The organism is Exiguobacterium sp. s146 (assembly GCF_018618415.1).
Lineage (GTDB): Bacteria > Bacillota > Bacilli > Exiguobacteriales > Exiguobacteriaceae > Exiguobacterium.
Genome location: NZ_JACSMA010000006.1, coordinates 46,450 through 61,384 on the forward strand (window position 1 = coordinate 46,450; position 14,935 = coordinate 61,384).

At 49.5% G+C, this 14,935-nt stretch carries 27 protein-coding genes; 8 read left to right on the forward strand and 19 right to left on the reverse strand.

The features are described 5' to 3' along the window. Positions 1-19: 19 nt before the first annotated feature. The 5 genes from KNP83_RS13845 to KNP83_RS13860 all read right to left on the reverse strand — a co-directional run bounded on the left by KNP83_RS13845 (position 20) and on the right by KNP83_RS13860 (position 2,368). Entirely contained in the window at positions 20-505 is a 486-nt protein-coding gene (locus KNP83_RS13845; RefSeq protein ID WP_214762981.1) for a hypothetical protein, read from the reverse strand. Positions 506-519: 14 nt separating this feature from the next. Then, on the reverse strand, positions 520-696 hold the full coding sequence (locus tag KNP83_RS15125) for a hypothetical protein (RefSeq protein ID WP_251139403.1): 177 nt from the start codon (positions 694-696) through the stop codon (positions 520-522). A 72-nt stretch (positions 697-768) separates the two neighbouring features. After that, entirely contained in the window at positions 769-999 is a 231-nt protein-coding gene (locus KNP83_RS15130; protein WP_251139404.1) for a hypothetical protein, read from the reverse strand. A gap of 57 nt (positions 1,000-1,056) precedes the next feature. Further along, positions 1,057-1,851 (reverse strand): SMI1/KNR4 family protein, encoded by a 795-nt coding sequence (locus tag KNP83_RS13855; protein WP_214762982.1) that lies wholly within the window; start codon positions 1,849-1,851, stop codon positions 1,057-1,059. Positions 1,852-1,876: 25 nt separating this feature from the next. Then, complete coding sequence (locus tag KNP83_RS13860) at positions 1,877-2,368, reverse strand: hypothetical protein (protein WP_214762983.1); 492 nt, start codon at positions 2,366-2,368, stop codon at positions 1,877-1,879. Between the two features lie 78 nt (positions 2,369-2,446). Between KNP83_RS13860 and KNP83_RS13865 the strand changes: the two genes are divergently transcribed. Next, positions 2,447-2,650, forward strand: a complete 204-nt coding sequence (locus KNP83_RS13865) for a hypothetical protein (protein WP_214762984.1) — start codon at positions 2,447-2,449, stop codon at positions 2,648-2,650. Here the strand turns inward: KNP83_RS13865 and KNP83_RS13870 are convergent. The 9 genes from KNP83_RS13870 to KNP83_RS13910 form a co-directional block, all read right to left on the reverse strand. Next, positions 2,647-3,120: a DMT family transporter gene (locus tag KNP83_RS13870; RefSeq protein ID WP_214762985.1), complete on the reverse strand. Its 474-nt coding sequence runs from the start codon at positions 3,118-3,120 to the stop codon at positions 2,647-2,649. The two genes, KNP83_RS13865 and KNP83_RS13870, sit on opposite strands and share 4 nt — an antisense overlap. Positions 3,121-3,132: 12 nt before the next feature. After that, entirely contained in the window at positions 3,133-3,801 is a 669-nt protein-coding gene (locus KNP83_RS13875; protein WP_214762986.1) for a Crp/Fnr family transcriptional regulator, read from the reverse strand. A 6-nt stretch (positions 3,802-3,807) separates the two neighbouring features. Continuing rightward, positions 3,808-4,233, reverse strand: a complete 426-nt coding sequence (locus KNP83_RS13880) for a DMT family transporter (protein WP_214762987.1) — start codon at positions 4,231-4,233, stop codon at positions 3,808-3,810. A 13-nt stretch (positions 4,234-4,246) separates the two neighbouring features. Beyond that, on the reverse strand, positions 4,247-5,185 hold the full coding sequence (locus KNP83_RS13885) for a DMT family transporter (protein WP_214762988.1): 939 nt from the start codon (positions 5,183-5,185) through the stop codon (positions 4,247-4,249). 109 nt (positions 5,186-5,294) lie between these two features. Further along, positions 5,295-5,777 (reverse strand): hypothetical protein, encoded by a 483-nt coding sequence (locus tag KNP83_RS13890; RefSeq protein WP_214762989.1) that lies wholly within the window; start codon positions 5,775-5,777, stop codon positions 5,295-5,297. A gap of 2 nt (positions 5,778-5,779) precedes the next feature. Then, complete coding sequence (locus tag KNP83_RS13895; RefSeq protein WP_214762990.1) at positions 5,780-6,235, reverse strand: hypothetical protein; 456 nt, start codon at positions 6,233-6,235, stop codon at positions 5,780-5,782. A 17-nt stretch (positions 6,236-6,252) separates the two neighbouring features. Next, positions 6,253-6,735 carry a hypothetical protein gene (locus KNP83_RS13900; protein WP_214762991.1) on the reverse strand — a complete coding sequence of 161 codons (483 nt, stop codon included), beginning with the start codon at positions 6,733-6,735 and terminating at the stop codon, positions 6,253-6,255. 11 nt (positions 6,736-6,746) lie between these two features. Then, entirely contained in the window at positions 6,747-7,208 is a 462-nt protein-coding gene (locus KNP83_RS13905; RefSeq protein ID WP_214762992.1) for a hypothetical protein, read from the reverse strand. Between the two features lie 11 nt (positions 7,209-7,219). Beyond that, positions 7,220-7,675: a hypothetical protein gene (locus KNP83_RS13910; RefSeq protein ID WP_214762993.1), complete on the reverse strand. Its 456-nt coding sequence runs from the start codon at positions 7,673-7,675 to the stop codon at positions 7,220-7,222. A gap of 160 nt (positions 7,676-7,835) precedes the next feature. On the opposite strand from KNP83_RS13910, the gene KNP83_RS13915 reads away from it, so the two are divergent. Both KNP83_RS13915 and KNP83_RS13920 read left to right on the forward strand, forming a co-directional pair. Beyond that, entirely contained in the window at positions 7,836-9,041 is a 1,206-nt protein-coding gene (locus tag KNP83_RS13915; RefSeq protein ID WP_214762994.1) for an MFS transporter, read from the forward strand. A 14-nt stretch (positions 9,042-9,055) separates the two neighbouring features. Beyond that, positions 9,056-9,487, forward strand: a complete 432-nt coding sequence (locus tag KNP83_RS13920; RefSeq protein ID WP_251139405.1) for a MarR family winged helix-turn-helix transcriptional regulator — start codon at positions 9,056-9,058, stop codon at positions 9,485-9,487. 44 nt (positions 9,488-9,531) lie between these two features. Here KNP83_RS13920 and KNP83_RS13925 read toward each other — a convergent pair whose 3' ends face one another. Further along, the gene (locus tag KNP83_RS13925) at positions 9,532-10,572 is read right to left on the reverse strand and encodes a flavin monoamine oxidase family protein (protein ID WP_214762996.1); all 1,041 of its coding nucleotides are present in this window, start codon (positions 10,570-10,572) and stop codon (positions 9,532-9,534) included. Between the two features lie 507 nt (positions 10,573-11,079). On the opposite strand from KNP83_RS13925, the gene KNP83_RS13930 reads away from it, so the two are divergent. The 3 genes from KNP83_RS13930 to KNP83_RS13940 are packed head-to-tail and all read left to right on the forward strand — an operon-like array spanning position 11,080 to position 11,813. After that, positions 11,080-11,307, forward strand: coding sequence for a hypothetical protein (locus tag KNP83_RS13930; protein WP_214762997.1), 228 nt, complete (start codon positions 11,080-11,082; stop codon positions 11,305-11,307). Next, positions 11,304-11,522 (forward strand): hypothetical protein, encoded by a 219-nt coding sequence (locus KNP83_RS13935; RefSeq protein WP_214762998.1) that lies wholly within the window; start codon positions 11,304-11,306, stop codon positions 11,520-11,522. Before KNP83_RS13930 ends, KNP83_RS13935 begins: the two co-directional genes overlap by 4 nt. Before the next feature lie 18 nt (positions 11,523-11,540). Further along, positions 11,541-11,813, forward strand: a complete 273-nt coding sequence (locus KNP83_RS13940) for a hypothetical protein (protein ID WP_214762999.1) — start codon at positions 11,541-11,543, stop codon at positions 11,811-11,813. Between the two features lie 26 nt (positions 11,814-11,839). On the opposite strand, the gene KNP83_RS13945 is transcribed toward KNP83_RS13940, so the two are convergent. Together KNP83_RS13945 and KNP83_RS13950 are read right to left on the reverse strand one after the other, a co-directional pair. Beyond that, positions 11,840-12,289, reverse strand: coding sequence for a hypothetical protein (locus KNP83_RS13945; protein ID WP_214763000.1), 450 nt, complete (start codon positions 12,287-12,289; stop codon positions 11,840-11,842). Then, positions 12,289-12,405, reverse strand: coding sequence for an NAD(P)-binding protein (locus KNP83_RS13950; protein ID WP_214763001.1), 117 nt, complete (start codon positions 12,403-12,405; stop codon positions 12,289-12,291). The genes KNP83_RS13945 and KNP83_RS13950 overlap by 1 nt, the downstream gene beginning before the upstream one ends. A 704-nt stretch (positions 12,406-13,109) precedes the next feature. On the opposite strand from KNP83_RS13950, the gene KNP83_RS13955 reads away from it, so the two are divergent. Further along, positions 13,110-13,337 carry a hypothetical protein gene (locus KNP83_RS13955; protein ID WP_214763002.1) on the forward strand — a complete coding sequence of 76 codons (228 nt, stop codon included), beginning with the start codon at positions 13,110-13,112 and terminating at the stop codon, positions 13,335-13,337. Between the two features lie 68 nt (positions 13,338-13,405). Here the strand turns inward: KNP83_RS13955 and KNP83_RS13960 are convergent, their stop codons facing one another. Further along, positions 13,406-13,870 (reverse strand): hypothetical protein, encoded by a 465-nt coding sequence (locus KNP83_RS13960; protein WP_214763003.1) that lies wholly within the window; start codon positions 13,868-13,870, stop codon positions 13,406-13,408. 72 nt (positions 13,871-13,942) lie between these two features. Here KNP83_RS13960 and KNP83_RS13965 point away from each other — a divergent pair, with 72 nt between their 5' ends. Beyond that, on the forward strand, positions 13,943-14,383 hold the full coding sequence (locus KNP83_RS13965; RefSeq protein WP_214763004.1) for a DUF4279 domain-containing protein: 441 nt from the start codon (positions 13,943-13,945) through the stop codon (positions 14,381-14,383). 47 nt (positions 14,384-14,430) lie between these two features. Here KNP83_RS13965 and KNP83_RS13970 read toward each other — a convergent pair whose 3' ends face one another. Next, positions 14,431-14,853: an Lrp/AsnC family transcriptional regulator gene (locus KNP83_RS13970; protein ID WP_214763005.1), complete on the reverse strand. Its 423-nt coding sequence runs from the start codon at positions 14,851-14,853 to the stop codon at positions 14,431-14,433. Between the last annotated feature and the right edge of the window lie 82 nt (positions 14,854-14,935).

A 14,935-nucleotide genomic window follows, 5' to 3' on the forward strand; every position in this document is an offset into this window, starting at 1 on the left:
AAATCCATCGAACTCCTCCTTATTTGAGCTGACGTTTCGCTTCATCGCGATGCGCCGTTCGCAACTCATGATTCGTCACGTGTTCCGGGTCAATCAATTCAATCTTCCGATTCACCCACACCGACAAGAAAATGAACGGAATGAACAACGCGAGCAACATACCGGCGAACACGAGCAGCGACCCTTCAATCGTCCAGGCGATGGCGATAAACACGCCAAGCAAGAGGACGTTCGCCAGCACGATCCCAAACTCGAGACGGACATACTTCTGATAGCGCGCCTCGTCATTGAACGTGCGTAACAACTTCATCCGATGCCAGGCCCGATATAGACTCGGCAATTGCGTCGCCATGATGATGACGGCAAACGTCGTCACATTGATTTCTCGGGTGAAGATGAAGGCAAATGCAACCCCTAATATCGCAAGTGTGAGCAGGAGTGCCGTCCGATTCACCTTCCGCTCGTTCTCGACCATTAGTTTCAGTCGTTCGTTCTTGTTAATCATATGTATGTCTCCCATCATGATGTCTTTCGTTTTTCACGTTCGATTTGCGCTTCGCCGAGTTCAGTCGCTGTCACATGTTCCGAATCCATCTCTTTCAGCTCGCGATCGATTCGAAAACGAAGTGCCAAAAACGTGATGAGGCCGACGATGATGACGATGGAGAAAGTGAGGAGCGTGATCCAGCCTAACATCGTACTCGCGACCACTAGCAGAAGAAACACGAGGTTCCCGACGGCCAATCCGAATTCAGATCGGACTTTCTGTTAGTAGCGCGGATCCTCGTTGAACGTAAGCAACAGCTTCATCCGATGCCAGCCTTTATATAGCACAGGGATCTGTCCGGCCAAAATGATGGGCAACAGCAAGAGGACGTCCGTCACCCAAAAATACACGATGAATAGCGCCAGGAAGCCGAGCATCGGATACCACGTCTGTTTTTGTCGCTTCTGCTCGTTCTCAAGCATCTGTTCGAGTCTTACGTTATGGTCAACCATCCAATCCTCCTCATCAAATCTCATTACCTTCTTTTACGAAGGAATCGAAGAAAGGTTTCATTCGAACGGAATGTCATGCTCTACGATATATTTTGTCTCCTCGTAACTTTGTTTACTGAACGAGTCGTCGTTCTGCCGCAGCGCCTCAAAGAAGGCTTCGATTGATGCGTCATCTTGAAGCTTTCTCATAAGTATCAAATGTTGCATCGTACAGATTGCCGTGACTTGAAGCGTCTCATCTTTCATCCACGTTAGCAATTCCTTGACGAGCTCGTCTGTACCAAGCATGTCTACTCCATTCAACCACGTGTTTGCACCCTGCGCCTTTTCAAGCTTATCTGTGCTATACAGTTGCCGTCGAGCGTAATCAATCAACATTTCACCCTCAGCGAGTCCGATGAACGGCTCATACTCGACCGTCGTGAGCGCTTCGGTGAACTGCTGGAACGAGTCGAACAAGATATCAATCTGTTCGGTGTCCGTATCGATGAAAGCGATGTTCGGATGAGGCCCATCTCGGTAATCAAACGCGAGGAAAAAGTGCCCGTCCCCGGCGAACGCAATCAATCGCTCATCCTCGACGCCCCATTCCTTCAATAACGCCTTCGATTCGATCAGCCCTTTATGTAGTCCGACCCCGGCAATCGAGTCGACGAGGGCGATATCTTCAAGCCCGTTCCATATAACCGGCAAATCGCGCTGTTCGACATATCCCCCGTTTTGGACACAAATCATCTCAAGGTAATCCATCGGTAGTTTCACTCCGAGTCGTGTCTCCACTTCGTTCAATACATCTTCCGTTAATGTGGGTAACCGGTTCGGGTCGTCTGGTGTATCGTTCCAAATAATCATTGTTCCCCTGCTTTCTTCACTAGCCTTATTTCTGATCCCAACTACGCTTCAACCGCTCCCGTTTTGTGAATCCAAGCAAACTGTCCGTGACATGCTCGTGATCAATCCGAAGCAAGCGAGAATCGAGCCATGTTTCGATCACTAACATCCCTGCAATCAACGTTGCTGACAGTCCGCTGAACATCGACAACGCGAAGAATCCGGATACGTATCCAAACATCAGACCGAGCATGCCCCACAACATTGCAATCGCGATGACGCCTTTCGCCCGAATTAACCGTTGATAAGAGCGATTGTCATTGAATGTCAAAAGTGTGCGCGTCTTCTGCCACGTGATAAAGCTGAATGGAACAGCGGTCATCGTAAAAAAGAAGAACAAGGCAAGCAGGGGCAACGATGCGTTGGCGTAAATCCACCACCCTAGTCCTAGTCCGGCCGCAGCCGCCCATAACAATCTAAAGACACCTTTTTTCGGACGCTTCTGTAACTGTTCGATTCGTTCTTCCCGTGTCACCATCATTTGTTCCTCCTTGAAACCAATTCGGACCGTTTACCGTACATAGGAGTAGCATACCAATAATTAGGAGGTATTTCGATGGATATTCTGATTTTAGTCGTCCTGCTCGGTATCGTCGGCTTTATTGTGACTCGCTCTTATACCATTTATCCGTCCTCGTTCGGAGACCGCTCCCCCGCCCAACCACGTGCCTCGTTCACGACAAAATGCCCGCATTGTCAAGCCGTCGTTAAGCGGCAGGAACACGGGCAGACTTGTTCAACTTGTCGGAAATCGTTTTAACCAACTTGTTTCGCTTTTAGGTGGGCCGTCTCTCTCTTCCCACTCAATTGAAATAACAATACGCCGCCGACAATCAATACGATCCCAAGCGCTGTCTTCCATGTGAATGGGATGGCTTCTAACCCGAACCAGCCGAGCGTGTCCCATAAGAGTGCGAATAGGATTTGCGATACCATGACGATGGAGATGGCGTGGCTCGGTCCGAGCTGTTGGACGCCTTGCGTCACGCTCATGACGACGCCGACGCCGATGATGCCGCTGAACCAATACCACGTCTCCATTCCCGTGACGGCGAACAGACCAAATCCTTCACTGATCAACCCAACGAATAGCGACGCCAAAAATCCGAGCGCGAGCACGAGCGTTGTTGTCGCCCACGCCCCGACCTGCTCTTTCACTTTCGCGTTGAACGTGTTCTGCACACAGACGAGCATGCCTCCCATGACCGCAAGCATCATTCCAAGTGCCATGATGTGTCCTCCTCATTCATAAATACTCTCCCCGGCAACAGCAATCAACCTGTCCCGGTCCATGATGGTGATGTGGCGACGGTCGCGCGCGATCAATCCCGCCTCGACGAACCGTTTGAGCGTCCGATTGACGTGACGATAGCTCGTCCCAATCAAATCAGCGATATCGGTCAACTCATCGACCGTCGACCCGAGCGTCGTCTCTTCCGGCGTCATCGACAACAGATAGCTCGCGAGTCGGACATCGACCGGATAGAACAAGTTGAAACTCATCGACTGCGACTTCATCTCAAACTTCTTCGTGATTCCTTCGAGCAAATAGCGAAGCCAGGTCACGTCGTCCTTGGCGTGACGGTCAAGGTCATCAAAGCGCACGACGAGCATCTCGACCGGTGTGACCGCCTCGACCGTGTTCAAGAACGGCGTGCGACGGATGTATTCAATATCGCCAATCAAGTCGAGCGGATATTTGAACGACAAAACGAGCCGCTTCCCAGCTGCCGATGTATGGGATACGCGAATCTTTCCGCTCACAAGAAAATGGAGCTGTTCCGCCTTTGCGCCTTGGGTACAGATCACCTCACCCGGTGTGTAACGGACGAGCTTAAGTTGAGGTCGGATGGCTGATGGAAGCACCTCATCAAGCCCATATCGCTTCATATAATGGTCAATCTGTTCCATCACGTGTCATCCTTTCAATACGAGAATCCCGACAATCATCATAATGACACCTAGCAGTTGCGTCCGGTTCAAGTCACGGCGCAACATCCCGAACCAACCGCGCCAGTCAATGACGAGCGCGAGGGCGAGCTGGGCAATCAAAAATAATGAGATCGTGAGCGTGACACCGAGCTCATGTACGGCCGTCATATTGCTGAACAAGATGAAGGCAGCGAACGCGCCCCCTGACAAATAGAGCGGTTCGACGCGGCGCATGCGGACGTACGTCCGGTCGCGAACGAGAAGCATGATGACGAGCGCGACGAGAAATCCTGTCAACTGCGTGAGCGTGGCGGCCTGCCACGTCCCGATACTTGAACTGATGCGAGCGTTGGCGACGCTTTGCAGCGTCAAAAAGAAGCCGCCGCTGATGGCGAACAGTACTCCGCGCATGATCTCTTCCCCCTTACGATAAACGAATCAACATGATCCCGATGACCATGACGAGTAAACTGACGAGTTGAATCCCGGTGACCGGGTTCTTCGCGGCCCCGAACCAGCCGAAGCGGTCGATGAGCAGACTTCCGCACAGCAAGCCGACAATGACGATGACGACGGCGATGCCGGTCCCGACCATTGGCACAATCAACACGTTCCCACCGATGAACAATGCCCCGATGATGCCGCCGAGCCAAATCCACCACGGCTGACCACGTAGCCCGCGCCATTCGACGCTCGGCCGCAAGACGAGCAAGATGAGCAGTAACGTGACCGTCCCGACGACGAACGAGACGAGCGCCCCTTTCAAAGCCGATTCAAGCACTGTTCCCAAATAGCCGTTAATGGCCGTCTGTGTCGCGCTCATCATCCCGGTCCCGATTCCGACGATACGCCAGACGTTCAAATTGCCGGTTCCCGTCTGCGATGAGGCGACGAGTTTACCACGGCGACGATTAATCCAGTCCGTCAGTGCGACCGTCCCGACGACGCCGAGCAACACGAGCAAGGCCCCGAACACGCGCCACGGCGTGAGGACGTTGTCGGCCGAGTTGAACCAACCGAAGTGGTCAATCAACAGTCCCATCAAAATCTGTCCAAAAATCGGCATGATGACAGTCTGAACGCTACCGAGCCTCGGGAACAAGAGGATGTTCCCCGTTAAAAAGATGACCCCCAACAAGCCGCCCGACCACATCCAAAGCGGCTCTGCTTGGAAGATGGACGATTCAATCCCGAACGATTGTCCGGTGAGTAATAACATAAGTGTTAAAAAGGTCGTCCCGATGGCGAACGACAGGAACGACGCGACGAACGGTGACCCGACGATGGTGCGCAGACGTGAGTTCACGCTCGTCTGCATCGGCAACAAAATCCCGATGACGAGTCCAATTACAATGGCTAACATAGTCTCTTCCTCGATTCTCTATATACTGTGTACGTCTCCAGCTTACTCCTCACACACTTTAGCATAAAGGACCGATGTCCTGAAATGTGAAAAAGACGAGTTCCGATAATCAGGAACTCGTCTTTTGGTGTGTATGGCGCTCAGTTTTCGCTTCGTCGAACATCCGATTCGTGACGTGCTGTTGATCAAATGTCAGAACGATTCGGTTGACCACGCGTGAAAACACCATCCCACCAATCGTCCCCGTCATCAAGATGGTCATGAGCGGCCAAATCGTGAGAAGATCGGTGTGATACGCAGCGAGCAGACAAAGGAACAGCAAAAAAATGAACCATTCGACAATGAAATCACTATAAATCCAACGCCGATAGCGAGGATCTGGATTAAACGTCAGCAATACTTTCGTCTTGCACCACGTGACACACAATTGTGGTAAGTACACGGCAAAGAGGATAAGCGGTAAGTAAATCGATGTCTGATACGAGATGAACGCGACGGCGATGAGGTTGAAGAACAGACCCCAGTAGCGCCAATGCCACGTCGCATCCTCATGCGCGAGCAATCGCTCGATTCGTTCTTGTTTCATCAACATGTTCATATCAACCCATTCGCCGTTGCCAATTCAGAGCGGACCGGTTGAGCTGCATCTGCGCTATGGACAGTTTCATTGAAGCGTTTATACAGAAGCGATAGCAGGACGGCAATCCCAATGATGAGAACCCACGTCCACCAAGGGGCCACCAGTTTATAGCATGTCACGCTACCGAGGATGAAGGCGTACCACCCGCTTAACACCCAGTAGACGCTTCGCGTCGCGACTTGCGCTTTTGGTTCCGTAGACAGGTCGGCGAGCGCCTTGCCTTCTTTTATTACATATACAATCGAACCGATTGCGAATATAGTCATCAAACCTGCCCATGCCCACCATAGTTGATCGGCGAGTAACGTGACAAACAATAGTCCAGGGACAGGAGTGAATAGCATGTCTCGTCGCCGCTTCTTTTGCTCACGGTATCGGTTCATTTCGTCAATCCGTTGTTGTTTCGTCATACGATTCCATTCCTTTTCTAATCATTGATTCCGTCAAGTCGACGCTTCAGCTTCTCACGATTGGCTTTAGCCAGCATGTTTGACGTGACGTGTTCCGGGTCGAGTTTGAGCAGTTTTCGATCCATCCACAACGGCAACAACACAGACGGTGGTGCCCCGATGACCATCGCCCACATCAACACGTCCGGATGAATCTGCCCCGTCAAAAACAGGGTGATGAGACTGAACAACGTGAGGAAGGTAGCTACCAAGATAAAGAATTGTCCTTTCACGAGACGCCGATATGTCCAGTCGTCATTGAACCGAAGATACAGGACGGTCTGTTTCCATTCGAAAAACAGTGTCGGCACAAGACTGGCCACCGCAATCATGCCAGAATACGTCGTGTGCATCATGAAATAAAGCGCGCTCACAAAGATGACGACACTGCTTCCAATCATGAAACGACGATACGTCGTGTAGATTTGTAACAATGCCTCAGTCCGGGTTTCTCGATCCATCTCATCCCTCCTCAGTCTCTAACGTTGTCGAGCCGTATCTCACGAAGCATCGGATGCTCCGGATCGATGTTCATCAACCGCTCGTCTTGCTTTCGGATCAAACGATACCCGACATAGATGACACCGACCGCTACACCTAATATCCACGCGTATGTCCACCCTAGCTTAAGCGTCAGGGCAAACGACAAAAGGAAAAGGACGAACAGCGCAAAGACGAATCCGTTCCGACGGACGATCATCGTTTTGGCTTCCTCTTGCTCGGTCAACTCGGTCTCGACTCGATTCGCCTTGAAGAAGATTCCGCCTAATAGCAACAGACAGACGAGCGCTCCGGCCACGTACCAACCGTTCCATGAATCCGACTCGATCAATCCGACGAGACAAAACACCATTGGAAACGTGAGCAGACTTTGGAAAACGGCCGTCTTCACATTCGCTTTATAAATCAGATTGATGCGTTCTTGTTTGGTCATCAAATCCCCCCTTAAAAACTTTCCTGCTTGACGTCTCGACGCGTCGGTTGCTGGGGATCAATCAGCTTTACTTTCTCGTCAAGTAACCGCTCGACAATCACTAGCGCTAACGCTGTGAAGGAGAAGATGAAGAATGGGACCCAACTGATTGTTTCGAGCTTCATGAGCAACGGGAAAAACAAACAGATAAAGACGACCATCATGTAGTCGAACACATATTGGATATGGATGACCTGCTTCGCTCGAATGTGGTCTGTGAAACTGCTCATGAATCGACTTTCTCGTCCAATCATCACGCCGTATATCAGCAACGATGCAATCATCAAACTGCCATACAAGATTGATCGTGTCTCGGTTTGTAAAAAGAAAAAGAGTAATACTCCTATTGGAATCGCAAAGCCAAGTCGTACGAGAAGCCATTTTCGGTTTGCGGTAACCATTTGCTTCGAACGCTGATGTTTATTCATCTTGTTCACCTCTTATCTCACTATACGATTTTCACAGAATAAAGTTCCGTTTTTTTACAATTGTTTTGTAACTGCCTACTCGCTTGACGGGAAAGTCACTACGCCTTATAGTTTAGTTAACTTAACTATATTAAAAGACAGAAAGACTGAGGTTTTCTTTATGAATTTGCTACAAAATCTACGCTTCGTATTCACGTGGTTATCCGGGATGACGCTCACGCTCGGCTTCTCGATTTTCTTCTTGAGCGTATCGTGGCTTACGATTGACGTGTTACAACAGCCGGCTTTGCTCGGGATTATCATGACCGCCGTCTCGTTGCCGCGTGTCGTGATGATGGTGTTCGGCGGCGTGTTCGCCGACCGATTCCAAAAGAGTCGCCTCTTGTTTTTGACGAACCTCGGGCAAGGTCTTCTCATGGTCGCAGTCGTGGCACTACATCTTGCGGACGCGTATTCGGTGTCCGCCTTGATCATGATTTCCATCGTGTTCGGACTCCTCGACGGCATGTCCTATCCGGCGTTGTCTTCCTTGATCCCTTCGCTCGTCAAACAAGAAGAGTTGCAGCGTGCCAACTCACTTTTCCAAGGAACGCTCGAGCTCATGTTCGTGTTCGGTCCGTTCCTCGCCGGGGCCTTACTGACATGGGGTGGCTTCGGGCTCAGCTTCGGGACGGCAGCCGTCTTGATTTTCATCGCGGCTATCTTGATTATGCCGCGCTTGATTCGCGACTCGATTCCCCTAGCCCGTGCCATGTCGCTCGGTCACGTCATCGTTGATTTGAATGAAGGCATCCGTTACGTCTCGAGCACACCGATTTTACGGAGCGGGACGTTATCCATCGCCATCGTCAACCTGTTCGTCATGGGACCGCTCATCATGAGCATCCCGATCCTCGTCGGTGCTCAAGACGGGACGGCGTTTGACTTAAGTTTGATTGAAGGGGGCCTCGCCGTCGGGACGTTCGTGGCGAGTTTTCTCGTCCTGTTGTTCCGCTCGGTCCATCGTGGACGCTTCGTCTTCCGCGTCCTGTTTTTGACGATTGGGGCATTCTTCCTCTATACGCAGGCCCAGTCCATCACGCTCCTCGCCTTGGCTGCGGCCGCGAGCGGATTTATGTTGATGCTCGTCTATTTGCCGACGGTCACGCTCATGCAAGAACATAGCGACCACGACAAGATTGGACGTGTCATGAGCATCATGGCGCTCGCCGCATCCGGGTTAGAGCCGATTGCGTTTGCGGTCCTGTCGATTTTGGTAGCCTTGGCCGTACCGATTCAAACGTTACTCATCTCGTTTGGTATAATCGGATTAGTATTCAGTATCGTGTTATACGTGCGGAGCCAGACGTTCCGTGACACGCGATGAAAGGAGAACGACGATTGAACGACACACGCAAACAGCAAGTCATCGAGATGTACCGTCAAATTGACGAGCTCGACTTGTTGTTCACTAAATATTTTACCGAGTTGAATGAATTCGAACTCAGTTACCAGCAAGAACAGATGTTACTCCTGTTCAAACGACAAGACACTTGGACGACGACGGAGATTGCCACAAAGATGAATATCTCGAAGAGTGCGGTCAGCCAAGTGCTCAAAGTGCTCGAGCAACGCGGCTTCGTCCAAAAAGAGAAGAATCCAGACAACTTGCGCGAGAGCTTCATCCGGCTCGGACCGATCGGTATGGAGTATTCGAAACAAATCGATGCAATCGAAGAGCGGCTCGCCGAAGAGATGTTCTCCGTGCTTGAAGATGTTGAGATGACGATGATCAATCGCTCACTCGCGCTGATGATCCAAAAGTTCAAATGAAAAATGCGCATCGTCCCTGACTCGGGAAGATACGCATTTTTTGGTTAGAGTTGCTCGACGACACGTTCCGCTGAACGGAGCACGCCTTCGAGATGACCGCCGAACAAGGGGTCCGTCTCCGTCCCAGCGAGTGAGAGCCTTCCTCCCCATACTGAATCGAGCGTGATTGGCTGATAGACGGGAAATTCAGTCAACGGTTCCCTGTCTTGAACCGTGGCCGTCTGCCGGTCACTCGACCAATCGACGTAGTAGATGTCACGCGGATGGCGCGCCTCTTCCCCATATAGACGGACGAGCTGGTCGATGACGAGACGATTCAATTCGTCCCAGTCGAGTACCGAGCGTTCAGCAGCAGACAACCGGAAAAAACCGAATAACGCGGCAAGTCCGTCCGGCTGCGAGGCATCATGAATCTCTTGCAACAGACCGGCCCAACTCATGCCTTGACCGGATAAACCGTTGTCTCGCCAAAACGGGCGGTCGTAGACGGCGAGTACTTTTGCCTGCCCGGCCATCCAGGTCGGCGTGTTTGCCAGCTTCGCCTTCGTCGTCTCAGACAGTTCCGGTTGAAACGAGATGTGTGAGACGAGTCGCGGTGGAATGGCTAGGATGACGTGACTGAACGCATGGGACCCTCCCGTTTCGAGTTCGATGGATATCCCGTCCTCAATCTGTTGAATCGAGGTGACCGCAGACTCGAGTTGAATCGTCCCGGCAGGCAATGTCGCCGCGAGCGCCGTCGACAAACTGGCCATGCCACCGACGAGTCGCATCGATGGGATTGTATGGCCTGGCGGGAGCGTATGGCGTTCGATGACACCGAACTGCCGCTCGAGCATCAAGTCTCCGGCCGTATATTGTGAGAACGCTTGAAGACCAAGTTGGTCGATCAGTTGCGTAATCGTCGTCTCCGTCTCTGGCCAATACCAGGTCGGACCGAGGTCGAAGCCATCATGACTCAACACCCGTCCGCCGATGCGGTCGCGTGACTCGAACACGGTGACGTTATAGCCTTTCTCGATGAGGAGCGACGCGGCATACAGTCCGCTCACACCGGCTCCGATAATCGCAATTGATGGATTCATGAAAAAGCTCCTTCTTCGCATGTAGTGCTCCTATTATACTGAAAAAGACGAATACACATAATTTGGGCGCACTGCTCAGGAAAGGGCGTTACGACTTGAAGCGTTTCTTCTATTACGTCTTATTTCCTTACATCTTATTAATGCGAGGATTATATCGATTTATCAAAACGGAAAGTACAATGTCTTATGCATTCATGCTGTTCTTTGTCCCCGTCCATGTCCTCATCATCGGATATGGCCTCCAAGCGTCACGATTTCTAGAAACCCTTTTCGTGCTCTATCTCTCGGCAGGATTGTTTACCCCGATGTGTTACTTCGAATCGGATGTCGTAAGAAGGCGTACAAAACTTGGATACATCCAACTCGATGAAACCAAATAGCAGGTTGAAACGTACTCTATTTGTATAGCGTACGTTTTTTTAGTGCCTCACAATGATCGAATACGTTCGCACCACTTGTTAGCATTTGAAAGACTTCGAATTTCATGAGTTACATAGGAGGAAAAGAATGGACTTCTTATTTGTTTCACTGTTCAGTTTATTAGCGATGATTGTACCACTCGCTTTGCTCATCACGGCCATCGTGATGGTCCTGAAGTTTATGAAGCGGCACGAGCAACGTGCTCATGTACGACTTGAATTAGAACGTCAAGCCGCCGCCGATCAACGACAACAGTTCGCTGTCTTGATGGAACGCCTCGACCGAATTGAAGAGAAGGTGGAGGCAATGAAGTGAGTATGACACAATTCCAGCCATGGACGAAACAACTCCTCGTCATAGCCATCATTGGCGGCTTTCTACTGCTCGCCTCCGTCATCTGTCAACGGATATTCCATACGTCTGAGATTCATCTCTTGATTGAAAAGGCGGACGAACGACAGCTCAGTTATGAGTTAATCATCCATAACTCGCTCACCAATGCTTACAGGTTCGATATCATCGATGATTAAATCGAAAGGAGTGTTTGAATGGATTGGACCACAATCATGTTGATTGCTTCATTGATATTGAACGGGTTCTTCCTCAATATCATTTCGCGACAAGCGAAGGATATGAATGCATTGAAACGAAAACAACTCCATACCGAACCAATCGTGCAAGATGACGAGTTTTATGCGTCCATCAAAGAAAAAATCGATACGATTGGCGTGATTCCAACCGTGAAATTCTTGCGTGAGACATATGGATTGTCGCTGCTTGAAGCGAAACAGTTGGTTGATCGCGTAAATGAAAAGGAGTAGCCCGCGCTACTCCTTTTTGACTGCCTTTATTTTGGAAAGAAACCGACTTTTCCCTGAGCATACACTTTATGTGTCACATGCTCCGGGTCAAGTTCGCCAAGGCTTCGATCGAGCCGAGACGACGCAATGATTCCGATTCCGGAGAGTCCCGTTGCAAGCACCAACAAACTGATTTGTTCCGGGTTGAGCAGGAGTGTCAGCATCAACACCACGTAGGCTCCAATCAGCCCAATCGCTGTCCACCCTTCAAGACGCACAAGCCGCTTGTAGGCGGCAGACGAGTTGAAGCGTAGCAATGTGTTCGTCCGGGTCATTATTTTCACGAGACCGACAGATGGGAATACGAGGAGGAACCAGATGAATTCAGCGAGACGATGTTTGTCAATGATATCAAAATCCCACTGACTCCTGTGATCAGTGCAAATAACGCGATTGCCTGACGGGGCGAGCGTTTGAAACTTCCAAATAAATGTCATCATTCCACCCCACGAGTCGCATCGAAGATGGTGACGTCATAGCCTTTCTCCATGAGGAGCGACGCAGCATACAGTCCGCTCACGCAGGCTCCGATAATCGCAATTGATGGATTCATGAAAAAGCCCCTTCTTTCTATATGGTGTTCCTATTATACTGGAGAAGACGAATATACATAATTTGGTTACGCCGCTTAGGAAAGGACTTTACGATGTGAACCGATTCTTCTATTATCTTTATTTCCCATTCATTTCGTTGATGTGTCTATTGTATCGGTTCATCAAAACAGAAGTGATGATGACAGTTGCATTGATTGTCATAGCTTTCCCATTGATGTTTTTAGTATTGGATGATTTCTTTCCACTGCCACTCTATTTGAAGACATTTGCTTCGGTTTATATCTCAACGGCCATGTACACACCGTTTCATTATTTTGATTCGGAAGTCAGACGGCGACGCACCAAACCAGGATATGTTCCGCTCAATGAACGGTAACGTCTAAGAAAGGATTTACCAACATGTCCAATACAGTTAAGACGTTACTTTATCCATTTATTCAAGGTATTCGTCTTTTTTCCCGATTACGAAAAGGAAAGGCTTTAATGTATCTCCTTGCCTATATCGTTGTGTTCACATTTGAAGTCCTTTTATTTTTTAGGATGATTTATCTACCTGAATCACTTCGATTTTTGATCATCATGTACATCATGGCAGGTATGATTTTTACAGAATTTCATTTTGAAGACTATGCAGTCAAAAATGGAACATCTTGAACAAAACGATACGTGACAAAAAGATACGTGACAAAAAGGAGTAACGACAATGGAACTCGCAATCCTCTCATTTCTAAGTTTGTTCATGTCATTCTTACCGATTTTATTAATTCTCATATTTGTCATAGCGATTATTCGATATACACAGCGGCAAGAAAAACGTGCGATTGAACGCCTTGAAGCCGAGCGCCAAGCGGCCTTACTTCAAGAAGCACAATTCAATGTGCTGATGGAACGCCTCGACCGAATCGAAGAAAAACTAGAAATACATAATTGATATCAGCTTCATTGCCGAGATAGACAAAAGGGAGTAGCACGTGCTACTCCCTTTTGACTACCTTTATTTTAAAAGAAGCCGACTTTCCCACGCTCATACACTTTGTGCGTCACGTGTTCTGGGTCAATCTTCGCAAGCTTTTGATCAATCCTAGAAGAGACGACCCATCCGATTACATAGAGACCCGCTGCGGCAACACTTAAACCGACCTGCTCGGGATTTAAGAGCGTTGTCAGCATCAACAGACAATAGAGTGCAATGAGGCCCATCGCCACCCAAAACTCAAGGCGAACTAGTCGCGTGTATTTAGGGGACGAGTTGAATCGCAGTAACGTGGTCGTACGTGCCCAAATCTTAACGAGAAAGATGGAAGGAACAAAAAGCACAAACCAAATCAGTTCAGCAAGCTGCCGTTCCTCGCTCATCAATAAAATGAATCCAATGGCTGTGACCAAGGAAAACAGAAGTGCCGCCTGTCTTGTCGAGCGCTTTCCTGAGCGATAGAGTTGTTCAAATCGTTCGCGTTGAATCATATTCGGCTTCCTTTCTGACGATTCCTTCGTTTATATTCAAATTGACTGTCATACAAAGAAAAGAGGGTGTTCATGAATTCTGCACAAACCGAAGTCTTGGTTTACTTCCGACTGTTAGCCGATGATTTCTCAATCGAAGACGTGACAAATCGGCTCGGATTAACCCCTACCGAAACATTTGAACGAGGCGATAAGAGTACCTACTCGTCTCGTCCTCGTGAATATACATCATGGTCACTCGGTACCGGCTATCAACCTTCACTCGATGTGAACGAGCAACTGCAACAGATCATTGCTCAACTTCGTGGCAAAGAAACAATTTTAGATAACATTTATAGCACGTACGATGACATGCAAGCGCGATTCATCATCGTAATCGTGATGGAAGACGGACAAACACCTTCGCTTGCGTTTGATTTGGAGACCATTCAATTCGCCCATCGGATCCGTGCCGAGTTCGATATCGACTTATATGCGAACCCGTATGAAGAGGATTCATACTTCAAAGACTGAATTTATAAAATGACCATTCATTACTTATACCCGAACCATCTCCGCATTTATTCGACCGCCTTAAACGGAACCGGTGACGACAGGTTGATAAGCGACGATGGCTGGCCGTATGCCATCGATTCATCGATGAACGTCTCGAGCGTGCGCACGTTCTCCGTCACCACTTTGACCAAGTAGCTGTACTGTCCGGCGAGACGATGGCATTCCATCACGCTCGGTTGTTGCCGGCAAAACTCGCGGAACGCTTCACACCGTGTCGTGTCGTACAAGATGAAAGCCGTCACATGCTTCCCTAACTTTTCAGGATTGACCACGGCACGATACCCGGTGATGACTTCGCGTTCTTCGAGCCGCTTCAACCGTTCATTCGCAGCAGGTGTTGATAAGCCAATTCGCTTCCCGAGCTCCGTGACAGAAATTCGCGCGTTCTCTTGCATCAAGCTGACGATATGTCGATCAATTTCATCCATTTCTGTCCCCACTTTCAAATCGTAAGTTGTGCGTCCAATCTTCCGTTCATTTTAAGGAATCACGCATACAACTCCGTTGATC